Origin of the sequence: Bradyrhizobium sp. 482_C4_N1_8, from assembly GCF_052075965.1 — a bacterium.
Taxonomy (GTDB): Bacteria; Pseudomonadota; Alphaproteobacteria; order Rhizobiales; family Xanthobacteraceae; genus Bradyrhizobium; species Bradyrhizobium barranii.
The window spans coordinates 6,584,114-6,607,054 of sequence record NZ_CP197231.1; the positions used below are offsets into that span (position 1 = coordinate 6,584,114).

The following is a 22,941-nucleotide window of genomic DNA, read 5'->3' on the forward strand; positions in this document are numbered from 1 at the left end:
GGCCGTCAGGTCCGGAAGAACACGAACCAGATGACGGCAAGGATCAGGACCGCGAGCCCCGTCGAGATGGTAAGCAGAGCCGCCACTGACGGCCCGGGCTCGCCCTGACGCGCCTCGGTGGCGGTTTCGACGATCTGATCGTGCTCTCGCGCGGTTGCCATATTGCCCTCAATCTCTGGATGTCGGCTGCGGTGGTCGCGCCCCCCCTCGCGGCCTGATGTCTTGAGCCAACGCGTGATTGGATATGATGTTCCGGCTTTTGCCGCTGCATCGGGCTGCAACCCCGCGCCGGGCGGCCGGTTAACGCAGTTGCAAGATTCCGCAATCCGCCTTGCTATGATTCGTTGTTCCCCGATGGTATCCTCGTCCTCTGTCCCCGTTGCGTTTGGAGTAGCCCATGGCCCCCCGCGCCAATTGGAAGGGTTTTCTGCGTCTGTCGCTCGTGACCTGCCCGGTCGCGCTGTATCCGGCCACTTCGGATACCGAGAAGGTCTCGTTCAACCAGATCAACCGCAAGACCGGCCACCGGATCAAGTACCTCAAGGTCGACGCCGAGACCGGCGACGAGGTGACCTCCGAGGACATCGTCAAGGGCTACAAGGTCGACACCGACACCTATATCGAGGTCACCAAGGACGAGCTCGACGACATCGCGCTGGACTCGACGCACACGATCGAGATCGACGAGTTCGTGCCGAAGACCGATATCGACAGCCGCTATTTGATCCGCCCCTATTATCTCGTGCCTGACGGCAAGGTCGGCCACGACGCCTTCGCGGTGATCCGCGAGACCATCCGCAGCATGGACAAGGTCGCGATCGGCCGCGTCGTGCTGACCAACCGCGAGCACATCATCGCGCTGGAGCCGCTCGAGAGCGGCCTGATGGGCACGCTGCTGCGCTATCCCTACGAGGTCCGCAGCGAGAAGGAATATTTCGACGACATTCAGGACGTAAAGCTGACCAGGGACATGCTCGACCTTGCCAAGCACATCGTCGAGAAGAAGTCCGGCGCGTTCGAGCCCGAGCTGTTCGAGGACCATTACGAGACGGCGCTGATCGACCTCATCAACAAGAAGCGCAGCGGTGCACCGATCGCGGCGAAGGCCGCGCCGAAGACCGGCGGCAACGTCATCAACCTGATGGACGCGCTGAAGAAGAGCATCGCCAGCGAGAAGGACATGGCGCCCGCGGCCAAGGCCGCCAAGGAGCCCGTCAGGGAGACCGTCAAGGGCAAGAAGCCGAAGAAGCGCGTCGAGGGCCAGCGCGAGATGCTGCTGCCGATCACCGGCAAGGGTGGCAAGACTGCAGCAGCCAAGGAAGCGCCCCCGAAGAAGGCCGACAAGCCGGCGCGGGCGAAGAAGGCCGGTTAGACGCAATCCGCGTCTGCAATCGCGCCGTGATGTCTCCCCTCGCCGATCGGCCGGCCTGACATGCCCTGGTCGACGGCGTTCGACGATCCCGTTCGCGCAAGTCACAAGCGCAAGCTGCTGACACTGCAAGACGCGGCGGACTACATCATGCAGCTGCCTGAGGACGCACAGCACGAGGTGCACTGGCAGACCGCCATCGAGACGTTGATCAACGCAGCCGAGACAGGCGGCGGCTGGGTGATGTTCGCCCGCATCGCGATGTTGCGGGCGCTGAATGCGGACGGCCGCAACCGATGAGCGCCTTGGTTGTCGTCCTTTGTTGTCATCCCTGGCAGGCATCCGTGCCGACCGTGACGAACAGGCTCAACAAACCGTTAATCGGCGCCCTCGTGTCCAGCACGACAGGGTATTCCTACGGGCGACAAAATTAACCGTTGGTTCCCCTTATGCGCAGCATGGTTCCGGCTCCGATCGAGCCAAGGTTCGCGTGCCCCCGTGCAGCAGGACGTCAGAAAGAACTACATCAGCATCGTGAACGACGCGCCTGATCACGAGCAGGCGGCGAGCACCGCGCCGCGGCCGCAGCCGGGCACGATGAAGGACTTCGTCGGCCGTCTCGCGACCGTGCTGAAGCGCCGCCTCCCCGCCGCACCGGGCCCGACCATCACGCCCTGACAGACACCGCGGCTTCCGCGCGTCCTTGCGGAGGGCGGTCGATTTGAATCCATTTGGATGGATCGATGGAACCTTAATTTAATGGATGCCATCGTATGTGACGGAGGCGCGGCCGCCCGGGCTTCATTCTTCCGTCGCGCAGAAAAATCTATTCGATCTATTTACCAGTCCGAAAACGACGCTGCCACACATTGGATCGGATGAAGAGGAGTTGGCAATGACTTTGCTTAGGTCTTTCCTTGCCGATGAGACTGGCGCAACCGCCATCGAATACGGCCTGATTGCCGCCGGCATTGCACTGGCGATCGTGACCGTCGTGAACAACACGGGCAGCCAGCTCCTCAACAACAAGTTCAACTCGATCAGCTCGTCGCTGAAGTAACGGCCGCCTCGTAACGGCCGCCCTGGCCTGAGGCGACGTCCCTGCACGCGCCGGCTCGGGCGCGGCCGTCGGCGCATGCTCCCTCCGCGATCTCGTCATTGCGAGCGCAGCGAAGCAATCCAGAGTCCTCCCGCGGAGGAATTCTGGATTACCTCGCTGCGCTCGCAATGACGGTGGGTGGCCCGTAAAGCACTCAAAATCGTGTCCCGGACGCTACGCAACGTCCTTCGAGCAACCACATCCTCGCGCTCCCGCGCTTTGACGGCCTTTTGAGTCCTGATAGTCTTCGGCCCGGCGTGGTTCGACGGGCCATGCTCAATCATTGGACCAGAGCTGTTTGAAGGATGCGGATGAGAAGCGCGACGGTCTTGGCTCTCAGCCTCATGTTTGTCGGCGCATGGTCGCACGACAGCGCGAGAGGACAGACTTCGGTCGCGCCTCCGGTTTCGCTTGCCCCGCCCAATGCATCGCCACCGCGCGCGAGCGCCAAAACTTCCAGAATTCCGCCGGCGACATCCGGCAGGGAGGCTTCGCCCCCTGTGATCGGCGGGCCTCCGCCGATGCCTAATCCGGCCGCCGACTACGATGGCTTCAGCGTAGGCACCGTCGACGACAACGACGCCTCAAGCCAGGTGACGCCGCCTGTGAGGTCACGCGCAGCAAAGGGCGCCAAGTCCAATTCCACGTCCAATCCCGATACAAATGGCCTCGGCGGCCAGTCATCGATCGATCAGGAAGATGAGGCGTTGAAACGAAAGCTGACGATCTGCAAAAACTGCAAGTAGGACGTTTGTAGCCCGGATTGCGCTTCCGCCCTCGCTCTTCGAGCTACGGCGGACAAGTCGCTCCGTCCGGGCTACGGCAGCTCGCTGCATGGCTGACCTACCGCGACCGTCGCCCACCCGTGCTTTACCCTTCTGTAAATTCCTGATCCTCTCTCCCCAATCGGCCGGAGCAACCGGCCAAGCCTGAGGAGAGAGACGCCATGAAGCTCGGCACCGCCATTGCGGAAATCATGAAGCGCGAGGGGATCGAAATCCTCTGCGGCTATCCGGTCAACCATCTGATCGAGCACGCGGCCAAGGCCGAGATCCGGCCCGTGATGGTGCGGCAGGAACGCGTCGGGGTGCATATGGCGGACGCGATCTCGCGGGTGACGTCGGGGCGTTCGATCGGCGCCTTCTGCATGCAGCACGGGCCGGGCGCCGAGAACGCAATGGGCGGCGTTGCGCAATGCTATGGCGAATCCGTGCCCGTGCTGGTGCTGCCGATGGGCTATCAGCGCCGGCTCGCGCATATCGAGCCGAACTTCAATTCCAGCGAGGCGATGAAGCCGTTTTCGAAATCGTCCGAGCCGATCATTTTAGCGTCCGAGGTCACCAACATTTTTCGCCGTGCCTTCACCAAGCTCAAGAACGGCCGCGGTGGGCCCGTCATTGTCGAGATCCCCGCCGACATGTGGAACGAGGAGGTGCCGGAGCCGCTGAACTACACGCCGGTGCTGCGCACGCGCTACGGCGCCGATCCCGTTCATGTGAAGGAGGCGGCAGCCCTGCTCGTCAACGCGAAGCGCCCCGTGATCTATGCCGGCCAGGGCGTGCACTACGCGCAGGCCTGGCCGCAACTGAAGCGGCTCGCCGAGCGGCTCGCCATTCCCGTCACCACCAGCCTAGGGGGCAAATCATCGTTCCCGGAAACGCATCCTCTGTCGCTCGGCTCGGGCGGCCTCGCGGTGCCGCGCGCGGTCCCGAAATTCCTCGCTGAGGCCGACGTGATCTTCGGCATCGGCTGCTCGTTCACGGAAACCAGTTTCGGCATCGCGATGCCCAAGGGCAAGACCATCATCCACTCCACGCTCGATCCGAACCATCTCAACAAGGATGTGGAAGCCAAGGTCGGCCTCGTCGGCGATGCCGGCCTCGTGCTCGATGCGCTGCTGGAGGAGACCGGCAAGACCGTCACGAAGGATCGCGATGCATCAGCGATCGCTGCCGAGATCGCCGCTTCGCACAAGGAGTGGCTGGCGAAATGGATGCCAAAACTCACCAGCAATGACGCGCCGCTCAGCCCCTATCGCGTGCTCTGGGACCTCCAGCACACCGTCGACATCAAGAACACCATCATCACCCATGATGCCGGCAGTCCGCGCGACCAGCTCTCGCCGTTCTGGAAGGCGGTCGAGCCCCTCACCTATCTCGGCTGGGGCAAGACGACGCAGCTCGGCTACGGCCTTGGGCTCGCGATGGGCGCAAAACTCGCAAAGCCCGACAAGCTCTGCATCAATGTCTGGGGCGACGCCGCCATCGGGTTCACCGGTATGGATTTCGAGACCGCGGTGCGCGAGCGCATCCCGATCATGTCGATCCTGCTCAACAATTTCTCGATGGCGATCGAGTTGAAGGTGATGCCGATCTCGACCGAGAAATATCGCTCGACCGACATTTCCGGCGACTATGCCGCGATGGCGCGCGCCTTTGGCGGTCATGGCGAGCGGGTGACGAGGCCGGAGGACATCATCCCCGCGATCAAGCGCGGCATCCAGAAGACGAAGGAAGGCGTGCCGGTGCTGCTGGAGTTCATCACCAGCAAGGAGACCGAGGTGTCGCGGCCAGGGACTTGAGGCGGCCACAAGGCTGTGGGCGCTGGCTCCGGCCGCAGGAGATGTGATAATCGGGCTTGGTACCGCGTACGTCGCGGCGCTTAGCCGGATTATCAATGACCGCGCCTCCCCAGGACAAGGCCGCCGAGCTCGAACGGCAATTGCGATCCCAAGCGGCCGAGAATGCCCGCCTGCAGGCCGAGCTTGCCATTGCGCGCGACCGCCAGAACGCCAGCATGGAGATCCTGCGCACCATCGCCAACTCCTCGGGCGATGCTGAGGGCTCGCTGCAACAGATCGCGGAAGCGACCATGCATCTGTTCGGCGCGCCGAGCGCCACCATTCACATTGCGGAAGGCGACGGGTGGTCCAGGGTGATCCGTGTCGGTGACAGCTCCATGCGCGTCGGCGCCGGCGTGCCGCTCGCCCAGCTCAAGATCGGCGGCCGCAACATGCCCGGCACCATCGTGGCCGAGAACCGGCAGGTTCATGTCCCCGATCTCGACAATGTCGATCCGGCCATCGCCGACTGGCCCGGCATGCCTCACGCTCGCGCCGCCGGCACGCGTTCGATGTCCGGCTCGCCGCTGCGGCTTGAAGGGAAGGCGATCGGCGCGCTGATCGTCTACCGCGACCGCCTCGCGCCCTTCACCGATGACGAGATGGCGCTGCAACAGAGCTTTGCCGACCAGGCCGCGATCGCGATCGAGAACGCGCGCCTGTTCAACGAGACGCGGGAATCACTGGAACGGCAGACCGCGACCGCCGACATTCTGAAAGTGCTGGCGAGTTCGCCCTCCGACGTGCAGCCGGTGTTCGACGCCGTCGCCGCCAACGCCAACCGGCTGATCGGCGGCTTCTCCACCGCCGTGCTGCGCTATGTCGACGGCGCCGCGCACCTCGTGGCATTCACGCCGGGCGATCCAGCCGGCGACCGCGTGCTCCAGGCCTCGTTTCCGGTGCCGTTCGCGCAGTTCCCGGCGTACCAGCTCACGGCCCATGGTGAATCGGCGCAGCTGCCGGATACCGAGCTCGAGCCGGCGGCACGCGACATCGCGCGCGCCCGCGGCTTTCGCAGCATGCTGTTCACGCCGCTGATGAGCGAGGGCGAGGCCAAAGGCGTCATCATCGCCACGCGGCGGACGACCGGCACATTCGCCGAGCATCATGTGCGGCTGCTGCAGACCTTCGCCGACCAGGCGGTGATCGCGGTCAAGAATGTCAGCCTGTTCAACGCCACCAGGGAAGCGCTGGAACGGCAGACCGCGACCGCCGACATCCTCAAGGTGATCGCGGCCTCGCCGGCCGACGTCACGCCGGTGTTCCAGGCCATCTCCGACAGTGCCAAGGCGCTGGTCGGCGGACATTCCTCCACCGTCACCCGCGTCTTCAACGGCATGCTGCATCTGGCCGCCTTCACCACCGACAACGAGGCCGGCAACGCGGAGCTGCGTAGCTCGTTCCCGGCGCCGCTTGCGGCATCGGGCATTCACAGCCGGGTGGCGACGAGTGGTGAATACGCCTTCCGCAGCGACATGCAGAACGAGCCCGACCTCACGGAGGCGATGCGGGAGCTGGCGCGGACGCGAGGCTATCGCAGCATCCTCGTGATTCCGATGCTGCGCGACGGCATTGCGATCGGAACCATCGGCGTGACGCGCCGCGAGGCCGGGCCTTTCCCGGACAAGGCGATCAGCCTGCTCAAGACCTTTGCCGACCAGGCCGTGATCGCGGTCGAGAACACCCGCCTGTTCAACGAGGTGCAGGACCGCACGCGGGAGCTCGCCAGATCGCTCGACGATTTGCGCGCGGCGCAAGACCGCCTGGTCCAGACCGAAAAGCTGGCCTCGCTCGGCCAGCTCACCGCCGGAATTGCGCACGAGATCAAGAACCCGCTCAACTTCGTCAACAATTTTGCATCGCTCTCGGCCGAGCTGACCGACGAGCTGAACGAGGTGCTTGCGCCCGTCCCGCTCGCCGACGATCTGCGCGCGGAGGTCGACGAGCTGACGGGGCTGCTGAGAGACAATCTTGGAAAGATCGTGCAGCACGGAAGGCGGGCCGATTCCATCGTCAAGAACATGCTGCTGCATTCGCGCGAGGGCGGCGGCGAGCACCGGCTGAGCGACATCAACGCCCTGGTCGAGGAGAGCCTCAACCTCGCCTATCACGGCGCGCGTGCCGAGAAGCCGCTCTTCGACGTGACGATGAAGAGCGAGCTCGACCCGGCGGCAGGTTCGGCGGAGGTGTTTCCGCAGGAGATTTCCCGGGTGCTTTTGAACCTGATCTCGAACGGGTTCTATGCGGTGACCAGGCGCCAGATGGGCAGCGGCGCCGCCGGTTACGAGCCGGTGGTGATCGCCGCGACCCGCGACCGCGGCGACAGCATCGAGATCCGCATCCGCGACAACGGCACCGGCATTCCGGAAGACGTGAAGGCGAAGATGTTTAATCCGTTCTTCACCACCAAGCCGGCCGGCGAAGGTACCGGTCTCGGGCTGTCGATGAGCCACGACATCATCGTGAAGCAGCACGGCGGCACGATCGACGTCACGACAGAGCCCGGCGCGTTCACGGAGTTCACGATCCTGTTGCCGCGAAAGAGCAGCTTTCCGGACACGACCGGAGGATAGCGTGGCTCGGGAGGTGCTTTCATGAATCCAGCTCGGTTCATTCGGCGACAATTGCTGTCGCTGTCCGGCGTCGGCCTCATGCTGGGTGCGCTGTTCTTCGCTGCCGCGCTGACGCCGACGCTGATCCCGCGCAGCTATCTCACGCAAGGTGCCCTCGCCGGCGGCTGCTTTGCGATCGGCTATTTCACCGGAATCCTGTGGCGCCGGCTGTGGCACTATCTCGAACTGCCCGAACCTTCGGCGCGCGCAAGATCAATTGCGAATGCACTGGCCGCAGCCGTCTGCTTGCTCGTCGTCATCGTCTTCCTTTGGCGCACGGCCGAATGGCAGAACTCGATCCGCGCCGTGATGAAGATGGCGCCGTTGGAGACCGCCCATCCGCTCAAGGTCTGCGTCATCGCCCTGATCACGTTCGTCTTGCTGCTGGCGCTGGGGCGGCTGTTCGCGCTTGTCGCCCGCTTTCTCGCCGCGCGCACACGACGCCTCGTTCCGCGGAAGGTCGCGAACGTGATCGGCGTGCTCGTCGCAGCCCTGCTGTTCTGGTCGATCGCCAGCAATGTCCTGATCCGCACGGCGTTCAACGCACTCGATTCCTCCTTCCGCGAACTCGATGTTCTGTTCGAGCCCGAGCGGCCGCAGCCGACCGATCCCGGTCGGACGGGAAGCCCGGCATCGCTGGTGAAGTGGACCGAGCTCGGGCGCATGGGGCGCCGGTTCATTGCCTCAGGCCCGGCCGCAGCCGAGATCAGCGCCGTCACGGAAAGGCCTGCGCAGAATCCCGTGCGCGTCTATGTCGGGCTCGGGAGCCGCAACACCGCGCAAGCGCGCGCCAGGCTTGCGCTCGAGGAGCTCAAGCGCCAACACGGCTTCGACCGCAAAATCCTGATCGTCATCACGCCGACCGGCACGGGCTGGATCGATCCGGCCGCGATGGATACGGTCGAATATCTCCACCATGGCGATGTCGCGAGCGTCGCGATGCAGTATTCCTATCTCAACAGTCCGCTGTCGCTGCTGTTTCAGCCCGAATACGGCGCGGAAGCGTCGCGCGCACTGTTCGCGGAAATCTACGGCTACTGGACGACGCTGCCGAAGGACAAGCGGCCGAAGCTGTATCTGCATGGACTGAGCCTCGGCGCCATGAACTCGGAGAAATCCGCGGAGCTGTTCGAGACGATCGGGGATCCCATTGGCGGCGCGCTGTGGAGCGGGGCGCCATTCGAGAGCCGCATCTGGCGATCGGTCACCGCGAACCGCAATCCAGGATCGCCGGCCTGGCTCCCGGAATTCCGCGACGGCCGCCTCGTCCGCTTCATGAACCAGAACGGGCCGACGGTGCCGCCGGATAGGCCCTGGGGGCCGATGCGCGTCGTTTATCTGCAATATGCCAGCGACGCGATCACGTTCTTCGCCTACCGCGACGCCTATCGGGCGCCGGACTGGATGAATGCGCCGCGCGGGCCGGACGTATCACCGGAGCTGCGTTGGTATCCCATCGTGACGATGCTGCAGCTCGCCCTCGACATGGCGGTCGCGACCGCGACGCCGATGGGCTTTGGCCATGTCTACGCGCCCGAGCATTACGTCGATGCCTGGGTCGCGGTGACAGATGTCAATGATTGGTCCGCCGAAGCACTCGCGCGTCTCAAGGAACAGCTTGCGGCGAAGGCGCGAAAGACGAGCGCAGGTGATGCCGACGACGATCCCGATCGCGGCGGCTAACCCCTACTCCGCCATCTCCACCTGCTGCGTGACGGAGGGGCCGGCGAGTGGCCGCTCCTCCATCATGATCAGGCAGAGCGAGGCGGTGGTCATCAGCGCGGTGGCGGCACCGAAGACGTAGCGGAACGCGTGCCTCATATCCTCGGCGGGAATCGCGGGGATGTTGCCCACGGCATGATGCTCACCGGCCAGCGGAACGTCGGCGCCGAGCGCGATCAGCAGGATCGCCGCGAACGCCGCGACCGTGAACGAGGACATCAGCGAGCGGAAGAAGTTCATCGCGCCGGTGATGGTGCCGACTTGCGGGCGCGCGACCGAATTCTGCAGCGAGACCACGCAGACCGGGAAGGTCGTGCCGAGGCCGAGCGCAAACGCGGCCATCAGCATCAGCAAGCCCCACAGCGGCAAGGTGGTGACCGTGAGGGCGAGGCCGCACAGCGCGGCCCAGGACGTGCCGATGATGGCAACGCGCTTGTAGTGCTTTGCGCGCGCCATGGTACGGCCGGCAATCGCCGCACCGCAGGTCGAGACTGCCGCGAGCGGAATCAGCGCAAGGCCCGCCTCGCTGGCACTGAGATGGTAGACCGACTCGTAATAGAGCGGCAGCTGCACGGTGAGGCCCGTGATCGCACCGAGCCCGCAGCCACCGGCTGTCATGGCGAAAGGCGCCACCGAACCCGTCAATAGCTTCAACGGCAGGAACGGCTCGTCGGCCCGCCGCGCGTGCCACACGAAGGTGACCGCGAGCGCGACGGCGCCGCCCACCATCGCAAGCACGGTCGGCGAGAGCCACGGATAGCGCGTGCCGCCCCAGGTCAGCACCAGCATGAAGACGACCGCAGAGGCCATCAGCAGCACGCCGCCGAGCCAGTCGACCTTGCGCTTGCGGTGGAACACCGGGATCTTCTTCATCTTCGGCAGCAGCATCGCGATGGCGGCGGCCGCGAGCGGCAGATTGATCCAGAAGATCATCGACCAGTGCAGATGCTCGGCGAACACGCCGCCGATGACCGGGCCCAAAATGCCGCCGACCATCCAGACGCTGGAGAAATAGGCCTGGTACTGGCCGCGCTCGCGCGGGGAGACGATGTCGGAGATCACGGTCTGCACGACAGGCATGATGCCGCCGCCGCCGAGGCCCTGAAGGCCGCGCGCCAGAATCAGCATCGGCATGTTCGGCGCGATCGCGCACAGCACGGAGCCGGCGACGAACAGGCTGAGCGAAATGATGATCATCACGCGGCGGCCGTAGATATCGCTCAGCGTCCCGAACACCGGTGCGACCGCGGTCGAGGCGAGCAGATAGGCGGTGATGACCCAGGAGAGATTGGAGACGTCGTGAAACTGGCGCCCGATGGTCGGCAGCGCGGTCGCGACGATGGTCTGGTCAAGCGCAGCCAGGAACATCGTCAGCATCAGGCTGATCACGATGGTCCGGACCTCGTCCTGCGACAACGGCGCCGGCGGCGCGAGCGAAGGCGCGTCGTCGACGCTCAAGACCTCGCTGGGAAGGCGGGACAGCTCTTCGGCAATGTCGTCAGGCAACGCCTGAATGTCGGCAGAACTGCTCTGCCGGTCGAACTTGTTCATCTCGATCGGAAGCCGTGAAGCGGCGCAAACGCCGCGAAGGATTCGTTCTATGCAGGCAATGTAGAGAGGAAAGTTCTTCTCAGGCAGGCACCGCGGCGCATGGGTGCATCCCGCCGCGGGGTCATCGCGATGACGTGATTCGACGTCGCAGGCGGGTCAGTCCTTCGGACGTCGCTTCAGGCGTGCCCGTTTCGGCAGCTGCGCCGGCCATTGCACGATGTGGTCCTCGAGCTCCTCGTCCGGGATCTCCTCCTCGCTGCCCTCGACCCGGCCGCGGACGGAGACGCCGGCTTCATGAACGGTGTTGGGATCGCCCGAGACCAGCGGATGCCACCAATAGAGGTCGCGCCCTTCCGCGACCAGCTTGTAGCCGCAGCTCGGCGGCAGCCAGTTCAGGGTGCGGACATTGGCCGGGGTCAGGCGGACGCAGTCGGGAACCTTGGCGGAGCGATTCGGATAGTCTTTGCAGCCGCAGGTCCCGGCATCGAGCAGCTTGCAGCCGACATGGGTGAAATAGATGTCGCCGGTATCCTCGTCCTCGAGCTTGTTCAGGCAGCAGCGGCCGCAGCCGTCGCACAGGCTCTCCCATTCGGCCGTCGACAGCTCTTCCAACGTCTTGGTTTTCCAGAAGAATCCTTCCTGGCCTGAAGGTCGTTTGGGAGCTGCGGTCATGCGCCTCAACAAGGGTTCGAAAGAGCTACGGCTCGTTCATCTACGGCGTGCGGCCGGGACGCTGCAAGCAACGCCCAATTGAGGCCCGTAATGAACCGGGGTCAATTAGGCCTGTTGTTCAAAATCGCGAGCCTGACCATTGGTTTATGGGCCCTGCTCGGCTAGAAGGAACAGCAAGTCCCCTCGGACGCGAACCGGCGCCTTGGGTTTGCCGTAACATTCCCTCAAGACGTCTCGGTGCCGCCCGGCCGGGTGCCTGAACGCTGTCGAACCGAGCCTCAAGGGTTCTAGGTGGTCCAGAACACACCATCCAACTGGAAGAGCCGCATCCGGAATTTCTTTCTGGATCTCGACGCGCGCATCGATTCCTCGCTGTTCTCCTCCGCCAAGGGCATCCGCGAGCTCTACGAGCGCTACTCGACCTTCATGGACCGCTTCTATGTCGGGCGGTGGAAGCGCTGGGTTTTCATCGAGCCGCTGTCGGAGGCCGCGACGCTGGGCCTCGGCGGCCTGGTCGTGATGCTCACCCTCGCCATCCCCGCCTTCCGCGAGACCGCGGACGAGGACTGGCTGAAGAAGTCCGACCTGGCGGTGTCGTTCCTCGACCGCTACGGCAACCCGATCGGCAGCCGCGGCATCAAGCACAACGACTCGATCCCGCTGGAAGACTTTCCGGACGTGCTGATCAAGGCGACGCTCGCCACCGAAGACCGCCGCTTCTACGAGCATTTCGGCATCGACATCGCCGGCACCGCGCGCGCGCTCGTCACCAACGCCCAGGCCGGCGGCGTCCGCCAGGGCGGCTCCTCGATCACCCAGCAGCTCGCCAAGAACCTGTTCTTGAGCAACGAGCGCACCATCGAGCGCAAGGTCAACGAGGCCTTCCTGGCGGTCTGGCTGGAATGGCGCCTGACCAAGAACGAGATCCTCAAGCTCTATCTCGACCGCGCCTATATGGGCGGCGGCACTTTTGGCGTCGACGGCGCAGCCCACTTCTACTTCAACAAATCCGCGCGCGACGTGACGCTGGCCGAAGCCGCGATGCTCGCCGGCCTGTTCAAGGCGCCGACCAAATACGCGCCCCACATCAACCTGCCCGCGGCGCGTGCCCGCGCCAACGTCGTGCTCGACAACCTCGTCGACGCCGGCTTCATGACCGAGGGCCAGGTGTTCGGCGCCCGCCGCAACCCGGCCTTCGCGGTCGATCGCCGCGACGAGGCCTCGCCGAACTACTATCTCGACTACGCCTTCGACGAGATGCGCAAGCTGGTCGACACCTTCCCGAAATCCTACACCGAGCGCGTCTTCGTGGTGCGCCTCGCGATCGACACCAACGTGCAGAAGGCCGCGGAAGACGCCATCGAGAACCAGCTGCGCCAGTTCGGCCGCGATTATCACGCGACGCAGGCCGCGACCGTCGTCTCCGATCTCGACGGCGGCATCCGCGCCATGGTCGGCGGCCGCGACTATGGTGCCAGCCAGTTCAACCGCGCCACCGACGCCTACCGCCAGCCCGGCTCGTCGTTCAAGCCTTACGTCTACACCACCGCGCTCCTCAACGGCTTCACGCCAAACTCGATCGTGGTCGACGGTCCGGTCTGCATCGGCAATTGGTGTCCGCAGAACTATGGCCATTCCTATTCCGGCTCGGTGACGCTGACGCAGGCGATCACGCGCTCGATCAACGTCGTGCCGGTCAAGCTGTCGATCGCGATCGGCCAGAAGGAACAGCCGAAGGCGCCGAACCCGGCCAAGCTCGGCCGCGCCAAGATCGTCGAGGTCGCCCGCCGCTTCGGCCTCAAGGCGCCGCTGCCCGACACGCCGTCGCTGCCGATCGGCTCGGACGAAGTCACCGTGATCGAGCACGCCGTCGCCTACGCCACCTTCCCCAACCGCGGCAAGGCGGTGACGCCGCATTCGGTGCTGGAAGTGCGCACCGGTGCCGGTGATCCGGTCTGGCGCTGGGACCGCGACGGTCCGAAGCCGCGGCAGGCGATCCCGGCCTCCGTTGCCGCCGACATGGCCGGCATGATGAGCCACGTCGTCAGCGAAGGCACCGCGCGCCGCGCCGCGCTCGACGGCATTCCGACCGCCGGCAAGACCGGCACGACCAATGCGTATCGCGACGCCTGGTTCGTCGGCTACACCGGCAATTTCACCTGCGCGGTGTGGTACGGCAATGACGACTATTCGCCGACCAACCGCATGACCGGCGGCTCGCTGCCGGCGCAGACCTGGCACGACATCATGGTCACCGCGCATCAGGGCGTCGAGGTCCGGGAAATCCCCGGCATCGGCATGGGCCAGAAGCTGCCGCCGCAGCCGACGGCAGCGCAGGCCAATGCGGCGCCGAAGGTGCTGGAGACCAAGCCCGGCCCGCCGCCCGTGCTGACCAAGCGCGGCGCCGACGTCCTGGTGCGCGTCGAGAAGCTGCTCGATGACGCCGCCAGGACCGCGACCAAGGCGGCTGCCGACGACGACAAGCTGGCCAAGCCGGCGTCGTCGACGAGCGCGCTCGCCTTCCCGCAGAACTATGCGGAAGAGAATGCGAATGCATCCGTCCCGCGCAAGAACTGATCGAAACCCGTGCGGCTGATCCTGATCACATTGACGGCCCTTCTGCTCGCGAGCGTGGTCGGCGTCGGCGCGACCTGGATGACGACGACGCGCGGCACCGAGATCGGCGCGCTGACCATCGGCCCGTGGACCGCCCGCCCGCGCACCGGCACCGCCGACGTCGATCCCTATTCGCGCGCCACCATCGTGCGCAATGGCGAGCTGCCGATCGGCACCGGTGACGGCGTCGCCTTCACCGCGACCGCCGACGAGAAGAAGAAGGCGCTCGACGGCCGCTGCGACGTCATCGTCTCCGGCGTGACGCCGCCGGCGCGGTTCTGGACGCTGACGCTGTACGACCGCAAGGGCCACCTCGTCGCCAATTCGCTGCAGCGCTATGGCTTCACCAGCCAGGAGATCGTGCGGCAGTCCGACGGGACGTTCGAGATCCGCATCGCCTCGCGCTCGCGCGCCGGCAACTGGCTGCCGACCGGCGGCATCGAGCGCTACGCGCTGATGCTGCGCCTCTACGACACGCCGGTCGGGGTCGCGACGCGCACCCAGCGCGATGCGCCGATGCCCACGATCAAGACGGTGGGCTGCTCATGATCCGCCTGATGTTCACCATCGTCGCGGGCGTGGTGCTGGGCCTCGTGGTCCATCTCGTCAGCGTGCTGGCGCTGCCGCGGATCGCGACACAGGACGCCTATTCGCGGCTGACGCCGATGACCAAGCTCAATGCCGTGACGCAGCTTCCCCTCGCCGATCCCAACAATTCGCCGATGCCGTTCATGGACCCGGCCTTCGCGATCGCGATCTGCCGCTACGACCTCACGGGCGGGCCGCTCAAGCTCACGGTGCCGGTGAGCCAGGCCTACACCTCGGTGTCGTTCTACACCCGCAACGAGATCGCCTATTACGCCATCAACGACCGCTCCGCCGGCAAGAAGGTGATCGAGCTCGACCTCATGACCGAGCCGCAGCACAACGAGCTGCCCGAGGACGAAGAGATCACCGCGGCCGACCGCCTCATCATCGATTCCCCTGCTACCACCGGCCTGATCGTGATGAAGGCGCTCGCCGCCGAGCCCGGCCTGATGCAGCAGGCGCAAAACTCGCTTCAGGCTGCGACCTGCGCGCCGCAGACAGAAGCGCCCGCCAAGGCCGAAGCGCCGCGCGGACGGCGCTGAGCGCGGCCGTTTCGGCGAGCCGCAATACAAAAACTGAAAAACAACCCCATGCACAGTAGCGGGGGCATTGAAACTGTTAGCTAATCTGAACGACCGATCAGCAGCAGCGCGACCTCAGCGGCGAGACCATTTTGGCCGCCTTTGACACGTCGGGCAAAACACTGGCATGATGGCAACATCGAAAGTTCGTAACACCCGCGGCGGAGCAATCCGCCGCGTTTTTCATGTCGTAGCACAGGTTGCCGTGATCTAAGGATCACCGTCGTCCCCCGCCGCTCGAAAACGCAATCCACTGCGTCGGGTACCTGGCGGAAAGTCCCTGCCCCCAGTGTCAGTCCAAGCCTAGCTCAATATCTCGGGCGGTGCGAGTGCGCCCACTCGCGGGCATGCGCAATGGGCGCGCGCGGCGGCAGGATCGCGCGCAGCTTCTGCGTCGTCGGCAGGCTCTCCATGCGCTCCCGCCATCGACAGAAGGCCGGATATTTCGGGTACATGGCCTTGCCTTCCTCCGTCAGGCTGAACGCAAAGGTGCTTGGCAAAAGGTAGAAATCCGCGATCGAGAGTTCTGGACCGAGGAGGTAGTCCCGACCATCGGCGAGCTCGCGCTCGATGGCCACGAGTGCGTTCTCGACCTTGGCAGTGCGTGCGCCACCACCTTCTCGTCGGATGCAATCCCGAGCTCGGGAAACACCAGCCGCTCGTGGGTCACATGGTAGATCATGTAGGGATAGACGTAGGAATCGACGACACCGATCCATTGATTCATGCGAGCCCGCGCGTGCGGGTTCTGCGGCGTCAGCCGTGCTCCCGCGAACACCTCGTCGATGTAGCCGACGATGGCGCGCGTCTCGTAGACGGTGAAGTCGCCGTGCCGGAAGATCGGAACGCGGTTGAACGGATGGAGCGCGAGATGCTCGCTCCTGCCCATCACGGGCTCGAGGTCCTCGAAGCGGTAGGCCACGTCCTTGTGGGTGAGGACGAGCCGCACGATGTTGACGAACGTGCTGCGGGGAAAGCCGTAAACGATGGTCTCGGACATCTTTTCTCCTCCCGGTTCGCTTGCTGTCGATCGGGCTCGATCAGCGCCAGAACGGCTTGTTCGCTTGCTCCAAGGCCTCTTCCCGGGTGAGCCCGAGATCGGCAAGGAGATGGGGATTGTCGGCAATCGCGCGAAGATCGTCGCGCTGATTTATCCGCTCGATACGGGCAAGCCATCTGCCGATCAACGCCTGCCATGAATTATGTTTATGATCCGCAGCCGTCGCGCTGCGTCGAACTCGCGCCGGAAAACCGCGAACGGCAATAGGTATTGACATTTATTGCCTCCAACTCCCATGATTTCGTGTCGTGGCCGCCTGCATAGGGCCGGCAGGGCAAAGTCCGCAAAGCATCGTTTCTCGGGCCAGCCCCAATTTTTCTCATGAAGTCCCTCAGGAAGGTTCGTCATGCGCCCGCGTTTGCCACCGCTGAACGCACTAAAGGCCTTCGAAGCCGCAGCCCGCCACGAGAGCTTCACGCGGGCCGCCGAAGAGCTGTGCGTCACGCAAGGTGCGGTGAGTCATCAGGTCAAGGCGTTGGAAACGGAGCTCGCCATCAAGCTGTTCAGCCGCGAGCGCCAGCGCCTGATCATCACGGAAGCGGGCCGCGACTATCTCGCGGTGATACGTGATGCGCTGGACCGAATTGCCGCGGGTACGGAGCGGCTGTTGCAGCGACAGAACGCAGGCGTGCTCACGGTCAGCACGTCCCCGGATTTTGCCGCCAAATGGCTGGTGCATCGCCTCGGCCATTTCGCGGAAGCGCATTCGGGAATCGATCTCCGCGTCTCGGCAACGATGCATCACGTCGATTTTGCGCGTGAGGAGGTCGATCTTGCGGTCCGCCATGGCGATGGAAACTGGCCGGGCCTCGATGCCACAAGGCTCTGCACGGAACGGCTCTTCGCCGTGTGCAGTCCCAAGCTGCTGTCGGGACGCCGCCGCATCGGCGGGGTCGCGGATATCCTGAGATTTCCCCTGATCCACCTCGACAGCAGGTCCGACTGGGCAAATTGGCTACGTGGCGTCGGCATTGACGACGCCGATGTCACGCATGGTCCGGTGCTCAATCGCGCCAGCATGGTCATCGATGCCGCAATCAACGGCCAGGGCATCGCCCTGGCCCGCACGACATTAGGGGCCTGGGACCTGATCAATGGACGGCTGGCGCTGCCCTTCCCGGAGTCGGTGCCATTGTCGAAGAGCTATTGGATCGTCTGCCCCAAGGCGACCGCGTCACTTCCGAAGATTGCGACATTTCGTGACTGGCTGCTCGCGGAGGCGTCGAGCGACCTGCGCCTGCTTAAATCCGTCATCGGGACACCAAAGGCAGCGAGGCGGCGATAGGCCTCTTTCCGGCGATTTTCTCGTCCGCGGAGAATAGTCCGAGGTGGTAAGCCGCCGGGGATTCGGCTGATATCAACGCAGTCCGAACGACAGCACCGATGCGATCAGCGACAATCCCGCGAGCAGCAGAAGCGCCAGCACGGTCCTGCGGAAGGTCTCGTCGTTGATCTTGCCGAAAAGTTTGAAGCCGGACCAAAGGCCCGCGACCATGAAGGGAACGCCCAATGCGTATAGCATCAGCGTTTCCTTCGTTATGGTACCGGCTACGGCCTGAGAGCTCGAGATGACAACGAACGCCACGAACAGCACTGGCTGAAACACCGCGCGCTGCACGTCCTTGGGCCAGCCGCGCCATTGGCAGGAAATCGTCGAGATCACGCCGCCGAGCCCTGTCAGGCCGCCAAGCAAGCCGTTGGAGACGCCAATGGCGATATCGGCTCCGACTCCGATCTTTACCGGAGCGAATACGGGCTTCGTCAGGCCGTAGATTGCGTAGAGCACCAGCAGGACCCCCACACCAAATCGGAGGTAGCTGGGGTTCAGGTAAGCGAGAATGCTGACGCCGATCGGGATGCCGATGACAGTTCCGAGCGCGAGCGGCCAAGCCTTCCGAAGGTCGAGGAGATGTCGCAGCTTGAAGATGCCGTAGCCCTGCGTGAGCAAGCCGTAGCCTGCGATCAAGGTAGCGGTCTGCATCGGCGTGATGATGTGCAGCCATACGCCCGACACCACGAGGCCCATGGCGAATTCGGAAAAGCCGCTGACGAAGCCGCCAGCGAGCGCGGCAAGTGCGAAGAGAGCGAAGACAGGTCCATCCATGGGTCGTCTCCCCAAGAACAATGCAGGCGAGCACTTGGATGGATATCCATCTGATGGGGAGGTCGCGGGTCCCCGCAATCGATCACTCGTTTGGCAATACCTCGGCGTCCTACCCCCCTCCCGCCTCTTTCAGGATTCCCCGGCGTATCGATCGTACAATTTGGCGGCGTTCTCCCAGCGAATGGCCTCCATGTAGACGTCGACATAGCGGGCGGCGGCAGCGCCGAAATCCATGTGATAGGCGTGCTCATACATGTCGAGCACCAGCACCGGCCGACCGCCGGCGAGCGTTGTGGTATGATCTGCGGCCCATTGATTGATGAGCCGCCCGTCACGGGGTGAATAGGCAAGGATCACCCAACCCGAGCCACCGCCTTCGGCCTTGCCCATGGCCGCGAATTCCGTACGCCAGCGCTCGATGCTGCCAAAGTCGCGCGCAATCGCATCGGCGAGAGCGCCGCTCGGCCTCTCGGATCCACCAAGACCGTCGAAGTAGATCTCGTGCAGGATCATCGAGTTCGTTGCGATCAACTCCTCGCGCTTCAGGCCGTTGATGAGAAAGTTCGGCGCCTTCGCGAAATCGAGCTCTGCGAGCTGCGCGCCAATCGCGTTGAGCCGCTTCACGGCTCCGCCGTAGTTGTTCTCGTAGTGGCTGACGAGCACCTTTTCAGAGATTCCGCTGATCGACTTTGGATCGAACGGCATCGGTTTGGCTTCGTAACGCATCGGGCTTCTCCTTCTAATCCTTGGCTCAACTTTTCGTGCTGGCAGTCTTGTCCAGGGCCGCGCGCAAGCCTTCGGCGAGCTTCACGGCATCGTCGTTCGCCCAGAAGTGCATGAAGAAAAGCCGCGGCTGCTCATCCAGCATGTGGCTATGCAGCGCGGTCACCTCGATGCCGTGCGTGCGCAGCGCCAGAATGACAAGGTTGACCTCGTTGCCCGTCAGCACGAAGTCGCCCGTGATGGCCGCCTTCCCGCCCCCCGTCGGCTGGAAGTTGATACCGATCGCAACGCCCATTGGGGCGACAGGGGTCAATGGCATGCCATCTTGCGTGATCGGATCACGTCGCTTCACGTTGAATTGGTAGACGCCTCCGTTGACCTGTCCCTTGCTGCCGATAATCTGGTCGAGCTTCGCGGTGTCTAGGTCCACGGCCGGCGGCGGGCTCGCCGGCGCTGCGACGGTCAATGGAGTCTTGCTTTCGGCAAGTGCATCGTGGATCGCAGCGGCGAGCTTGACCGGGTCCCCGTGCCCGGCAACATGCATGTAGAACGTCGCCGGACTCGCGCGCAGCAGATGATTGTGGATGGCGGTGATCTCGAGGCCGTTCGCGATCATCTTCGCCATCACGGGATTGATCTCGGTTTCGAGCAGCACGAGGTCGCCCATGACCATGGCGCCGCCGTGCCCAGGCTTGAACGCAACCCAGCCGCCGAGCGCCAGCGCCGGCTTGATCGTCACCCCGTCCAACGTCACGGAGAGATCGCTGCGGGGAAAGCCGTAGCGGTGGACGTCGTCCGAAACGGCGGGCTTGCGGCCCAGCGTCTCGTCAACCTTCTGCCAGTCGATGTTCTGCGCTTGAGCCGTCGAGACCGAGCCAAGGAGGCAGGCGCCGAGACCGATGAACGTGAAGAGTGTGTTTCTCATTGATGTGCTCCTAGGTCTTGAAGCAGCTGCGGCTAATCACGCCCCGAGATCGATCGCATCGGCCCATCAAGCGGGAGGCCCAATCCTGGACGTCGCGCGAGCGTCGCCCGGCGCCGGGTATCAGGCGGGGGTCGGCTGAGACGTCCCCGTCAACGCGCGCATCGATAAGCGCCGGCGTATTCGCCGTGCCGATCAGTCTAGATAATCTGCCGGAAGAAATGGGGATGTATGATGCTGACATGCTGCGCCCTTGGTGATTAAGGACGCGATACTTGGGCATGTCGCCTCACGGGGAGATCGCACATCCCCGTAGCGGCGAATTAAAACCCGGATGGCCGAACTGTCAACCTGCTTAAGTCGGGGAATGCAGAAGTCATCGGAGGCACGTCACGAGGATAGCGCCGACGGTTTGGAACCTTTGGCACGTCGAGCAAAAGACCCGCATACAGGCAGCATCTAAAGTTCGTAACACCCGCGCGGAGCAATCCGTCGCGGTTTCATGTCGGAGAAAAGCGAGCCATGATCGAAGGATCGTCATCGTCCCCTGCCACTCGAAGCCGAGTGGACGTAAGTTTGCAACGCCCGAGATTCTAGACTAGCCTGTTCCTCTGCCCCACTCCCTGCCGTAAGCAGGTGTGAAGCTCCCCGCCACGACGGATTACGGGCAAGTCCAGTTTTGCGCACCAGCGCATTTTTTCCGTCGTGTCCATGCGAAACAATTCCGCCGCGTTCGGCTCGGGCGCAATCATCGGTACCTTGGGCGGCCTCATCGGCCTCGGGGGCGCTGAATTTCGTCTGCCGCTGCTCATCAGCTTGTTCAGGTTTCGCGGTCTTGAAGCCGTGGTCCTCAACAAGGCGACGAGCCTGATCGTGGTGGCCAGCGCGCTGCCATTTCGTGCCCGCGCCGTTCCCTTTGCCGAAATATATGCGCATTGGCCGGTCATCCTGAACCTGCTGGCTGGCAGCCTTGTTGGCGCCTATGCCGGAGCATCCTGGGCGACGCGCCTCAAATCCGAAACGCTCTACAAGATCATAGCCGTCTTGTTGCTGCTGATCGCAGGTGTGCTTCTGTTCGCGCACAGCACTGCGGCAGCAACCGCCCCGGCGCTAGCCGGCATGTACCTGATTATCGCGGGCGTAGCGGCAGGCTTCGTGATTGGCATCGTGACGTCGTTGCTCGGCGTTGCCGGTGGAGAATTCCTGATCCCCACCCTGATCCTGCTGTTCGGCGCGGACGTCAAGCTGGCAGGCAGCCTCTCACTCGCGGTAAGCCTTCCGACGATGCTGGTGGGCTTCGCGCGCTATAGCCGCGATCAAAGCTTTTCAGTGCTCCGCGCCAACTGGCAGTTCATGCTTGCAATGGCGATCGGATCGATCGTCGGTACATTCATCGGCGGCTTGCTGCTCGGCGTTGTCCCGAATTCGATTCTTTTGCCGGGATTGGCTGTGATCCTGGTCATCTCAGCCGTGGAGATATGGCGGCACGAGTAGAGCTGGCTCAGGCGTGATACGTTCGATCCATCCGCGCCCAGAGCAGCGCGAACGGACCCAACGCAATTCCCGCCGCAAGAACGATGAACGCCAGCAGCCAGCCGGTCGCGCTCTGCGGACCGCCGGCGGCGTCGAGCGCGGCGCCGGTTCCCCAGGCTCCAACCGCCGACAGACCGAAGCCGACCGTCGAATGCAAGGCCAGGGTCGCACCGCGATGTTCGGAAGTCGCCGCGGCAGACATGCCGGCAGTCAACGCACCTGAATCGGCGGGCACGGTCAGGCCATAGGCGAGCAGCAGCAGTGCGAGCACCCATGCCGGCGCCGTCGCGTTGAGGCCGATGATAAGTGCGACGCAGGCCGATGCGATCATGACGATCGTGATCGCCCGATGGCGGCCGAATTTCAGCGCGGCCTCGTTGCCGAGGATGCTTGCGGGCATCGAGATCACCGCGAAGCAGAAGCTCAGCACGACGGGACTCAACCAAGACGGCGCGCCCTGGTGCGCAACGACGAAGGTCCAGAACCCGACCAGCCAGGTGCGGATGCCGTAAAGCTCGAAGCAGTGCGCGCCATAGCCGAGGATGTAACCGAGCGCCTCGCGGTTGGCGAAGACGGGTGCGAAGTTGAGCAGACGTCCCGCCTTCGGCGCGGACCGCTGCTCCCGCATCAGAAGGCACGCGACGACCATGGCGACGGGACCGAGGCCGGTGACGAGGAAGGCGGTGCGCCACCCCCAGCGGTCGGCGATCAGTTGCGCGACCAGGAACGAGAGGCCAACGCCGACCGAGAAGCTCGAGGTGTACAGTGTGACGGCGCGTGAGGTGTTGCCGGCGGGAAGCCGGTCCGTCAGCGCCTTCAGGCCCGGCATGTAGGCGCCGGCAAATCCAAGCCCTGCAAGGGACCAGATCGCGGTGGCCGACCAGAACCCTTGCGCGAAGATTCCGAACGCTGCGGTCGCGAGCCCGCTGACGATCGAGCCCCAGAGCAGGACAATCCTCGCGTCGATCCGGTCGGTCAACGTCGTCAGCACGGGCACCGCGAGCATGTAGCCGAACGCATAACCGCTCGCCATCAGGCCGCCTTCGGCAGCGGAGAGGCCCCACTCCGGCATCAAATGCTGCGCCAGATTTGCGGACAAGGTCACATGCGGCAGGAGGTTGCCGACCTGCCCAATGCACATCACCGCAATCAGAGACCGACCGCCGAAC

The 22,941-nt window shown here is 64.2% G+C and carries 22 protein-coding genes and 1 pseudogene; 13 read left to right on the forward strand and 10 right to left on the reverse strand.

Annotated features, from left to right (window positions below; translation table 11 throughout):
• Positions 1 to 5: 5 nt before the first annotated feature.
• Positions 6 to 161, reverse strand: a complete 156-nt coding sequence (locus AB7Z56_RS31330) for a hypothetical protein (RefSeq protein WP_187387765.1) — start codon at positions 159 to 161, stop codon at positions 6 to 8.
• 236 nt (positions 162 to 397) lie between these two features.
• On the opposite strand from AB7Z56_RS31330, the gene ku reads away from it, so the two are divergent.
• The 8 genes and pseudogenes from ku (at position 398) to AB7Z56_RS31370 (ending at position 9,383) form a co-directional block, all read left to right on the forward strand.
• Complete coding sequence (ku, locus tag AB7Z56_RS31335; RefSeq protein WP_063984550.1) at positions 398 to 1,372, forward strand: non-homologous end joining protein Ku; 975 nt, start codon at positions 398 to 400, stop codon at positions 1,370 to 1,372.
• A gap of 60 nt (positions 1,373 to 1,432) precedes the next feature.
• Positions 1,433 to 1,669: a hypothetical protein gene (locus tag AB7Z56_RS31340; RefSeq protein ID WP_063984551.1), complete on the forward strand. Its 237-nt coding sequence runs from the start codon at positions 1,433 to 1,435 to the stop codon at positions 1,667 to 1,669.
• Between the two features lie 198 nt (positions 1,670 to 1,867).
• Positions 1,868 to 2,047 (forward strand): hypothetical protein, encoded by a 180-nt coding sequence (locus AB7Z56_RS31345; protein ID WP_028149907.1) that lies wholly within the window; start codon positions 1,868 to 1,870, stop codon positions 2,045 to 2,047.
• A 217-nt stretch (positions 2,048 to 2,264) separates the two neighbouring features.
• Positions 2,265 to 2,429, forward strand: a complete 165-nt coding sequence (locus AB7Z56_RS31350; protein ID WP_014496710.1) for a Flp family type IVb pilin — start codon at positions 2,265 to 2,267, stop codon at positions 2,427 to 2,429.
• 350 nt (positions 2,430 to 2,779) lie between these two features.
• Positions 2,780 to 3,214 (forward strand): hypothetical protein, encoded by a 435-nt coding sequence (locus AB7Z56_RS31355; protein ID WP_231144432.1) that lies wholly within the window; start codon positions 2,780 to 2,782, stop codon positions 3,212 to 3,214.
• 191 nt (positions 3,215 to 3,405) lie between these two features.
• A pseudogene (locus tag AB7Z56_RS31360) lies at positions 3,406 to 5,049 on the forward strand (thiamine pyrophosphate-requiring protein); the annotation flags it as partial.
• 95 nt (positions 5,050 to 5,144) lie between these two features.
• Positions 5,145 to 7,661, forward strand: coding sequence for a GAF domain-containing protein (locus AB7Z56_RS31365; protein WP_063984554.1), 2,517 nt, complete (start codon positions 5,145 to 5,147; stop codon positions 7,659 to 7,661).
• A 21-nt stretch (positions 7,662 to 7,682) separates the two neighbouring features.
• On the forward strand, positions 7,683 to 9,383 hold the full coding sequence (locus AB7Z56_RS31370) for an alpha/beta hydrolase (RefSeq protein WP_063984555.1): 1,701 nt from the start codon (positions 7,683 to 7,685) through the stop codon (positions 9,381 to 9,383).
• Between the two features lie 3 nt (positions 9,384 to 9,386).
• Here the strand turns inward: AB7Z56_RS31370 and AB7Z56_RS31375 are convergent, their stop codons facing one another.
• Together AB7Z56_RS31375 and AB7Z56_RS31380 are read right to left on the reverse strand one after the other, a co-directional pair.
• Positions 9,387 to 10,973: an MDR family MFS transporter gene (locus AB7Z56_RS31375; protein WP_063984556.1), complete on the reverse strand. Its 1,587-nt coding sequence runs from the start codon at positions 10,971 to 10,973 to the stop codon at positions 9,387 to 9,389.
• 156 nt (positions 10,974 to 11,129) lie between these two features.
• The gene (locus tag AB7Z56_RS31380; RefSeq protein WP_014496718.1) at positions 11,130 to 11,645 is read right to left on the reverse strand and encodes a YcgN family cysteine cluster protein; all 516 of its coding nucleotides are present in this window, start codon (positions 11,643 to 11,645) and stop codon (positions 11,130 to 11,132) included.
• 291 nt (positions 11,646 to 11,936) lie between these two features.
• Between AB7Z56_RS31380 and AB7Z56_RS31385 the strand changes: the two genes are divergently transcribed.
• Genes AB7Z56_RS31385 through AB7Z56_RS31395 form a run of 3 tightly spaced genes read left to right on the forward strand, consistent with a single transcriptional unit; the run spans position 11,937 to position 15,391 of the window.
• Positions 11,937 to 14,222: a transglycosylase domain-containing protein gene (locus tag AB7Z56_RS31385; RefSeq protein WP_071915626.1), complete on the forward strand. Its 2,286-nt coding sequence runs from the start codon at positions 11,937 to 11,939 to the stop codon at positions 14,220 to 14,222.
• 9 nt (positions 14,223 to 14,231) lie between these two features.
• Complete coding sequence (locus AB7Z56_RS31390) at positions 14,232 to 14,810, forward strand: DUF1214 domain-containing protein (RefSeq protein WP_063984558.1); 579 nt, start codon at positions 14,232 to 14,234, stop codon at positions 14,808 to 14,810.
• On the forward strand, positions 14,807 to 15,391 hold the full coding sequence (locus AB7Z56_RS31395; protein ID WP_063984559.1) for a DUF1254 domain-containing protein: 585 nt from the start codon (positions 14,807 to 14,809) through the stop codon (positions 15,389 to 15,391). The genes AB7Z56_RS31390 and AB7Z56_RS31395 overlap by 4 nt, the downstream gene beginning before the upstream one ends.
• Positions 15,392 to 15,738: 347 nt before the next feature.
• Here AB7Z56_RS31395 and AB7Z56_RS31400 read toward each other — a convergent pair whose 3' ends face one another.
• Genes AB7Z56_RS31400 through AB7Z56_RS31410 form a run of 3 tightly spaced genes read right to left on the reverse strand, consistent with a single transcriptional unit; the run spans position 15,739 to position 16,707 of the window.
• Positions 15,739 to 16,008 (reverse strand): glutathione binding-like protein, encoded by a 270-nt coding sequence (locus AB7Z56_RS31400; RefSeq protein ID WP_354123439.1) that lies wholly within the window; start codon positions 16,006 to 16,008, stop codon positions 15,739 to 15,741.
• A complete protein-coding gene (locus AB7Z56_RS31405) occupies positions 15,903 to 16,430 on the reverse strand; it encodes a glutathione S-transferase family protein (RefSeq protein ID WP_354233017.1) in 528 nt (175 codons plus the stop codon). The genes AB7Z56_RS31400 and AB7Z56_RS31405 overlap by 106 nt, the downstream gene beginning before the upstream one ends.
• 40 nt (positions 16,431 to 16,470) lie before the next feature.
• The gene (locus AB7Z56_RS31410) at positions 16,471 to 16,707 is read right to left on the reverse strand and encodes a DUF1127 domain-containing protein (protein WP_187388104.1); all 237 of its coding nucleotides are present in this window, start codon (positions 16,705 to 16,707) and stop codon (positions 16,471 to 16,473) included.
• A gap of 129 nt (positions 16,708 to 16,836) precedes the next feature.
• Between AB7Z56_RS31410 and AB7Z56_RS31415 the strand changes: the two genes are divergently transcribed.
• Positions 16,837 to 17,775, forward strand: a complete 939-nt coding sequence (locus tag AB7Z56_RS31415) for a transcriptional regulator GcvA (protein WP_063984561.1) — start codon at positions 16,837 to 16,839, stop codon at positions 17,773 to 17,775.
• A gap of 72 nt (positions 17,776 to 17,847) precedes the next feature.
• On the opposite strand, the gene AB7Z56_RS31420 is transcribed toward AB7Z56_RS31415, so the two are convergent.
• The 3 genes from AB7Z56_RS31420 to AB7Z56_RS31430 form a co-directional block, all read right to left on the reverse strand.
• A complete protein-coding gene (locus AB7Z56_RS31420) occupies positions 17,848 to 18,594 on the reverse strand; it encodes a sulfite exporter TauE/SafE family protein (RefSeq protein WP_441256721.1) in 747 nt (248 codons plus the stop codon).
• 129 nt (positions 18,595 to 18,723) lie between these two features.
• Positions 18,724 to 19,320 carry a superoxide dismutase gene (locus AB7Z56_RS31425; protein ID WP_231144430.1) on the reverse strand — a complete coding sequence of 199 codons (597 nt, stop codon included), beginning with the start codon at positions 19,318 to 19,320 and terminating at the stop codon, positions 18,724 to 18,726.
• Between the two features lie 25 nt (positions 19,321 to 19,345).
• Positions 19,346 to 20,242 carry a DUF1259 domain-containing protein gene (locus tag AB7Z56_RS31430; protein ID WP_063984564.1) on the reverse strand — a complete coding sequence of 299 codons (897 nt, stop codon included), beginning with the start codon at positions 20,240 to 20,242 and terminating at the stop codon, positions 19,346 to 19,348.
• 708 nt (positions 20,243 to 20,950) lie between these two features.
• Here AB7Z56_RS31430 and AB7Z56_RS31435 point away from each other — a divergent pair.
• Entirely contained in the window at positions 20,951 to 21,733 is a 783-nt protein-coding gene (locus AB7Z56_RS31435; RefSeq protein ID WP_063984565.1) for a sulfite exporter TauE/SafE family protein, read from the forward strand.
• 7 nt (positions 21,734 to 21,740) lie between these two features.
• On the opposite strand, the gene AB7Z56_RS31440 is transcribed toward AB7Z56_RS31435, so the two are convergent.
• The gene (locus AB7Z56_RS31440; protein ID WP_063984566.1) at positions 21,741 to 22,913 is read right to left on the reverse strand and encodes an MFS transporter; all 1,173 of its coding nucleotides are present in this window, start codon (positions 22,911 to 22,913) and stop codon (positions 21,741 to 21,743) included.
• Positions 22,914 to 22,941: the final 28 nt, after the last annotated feature.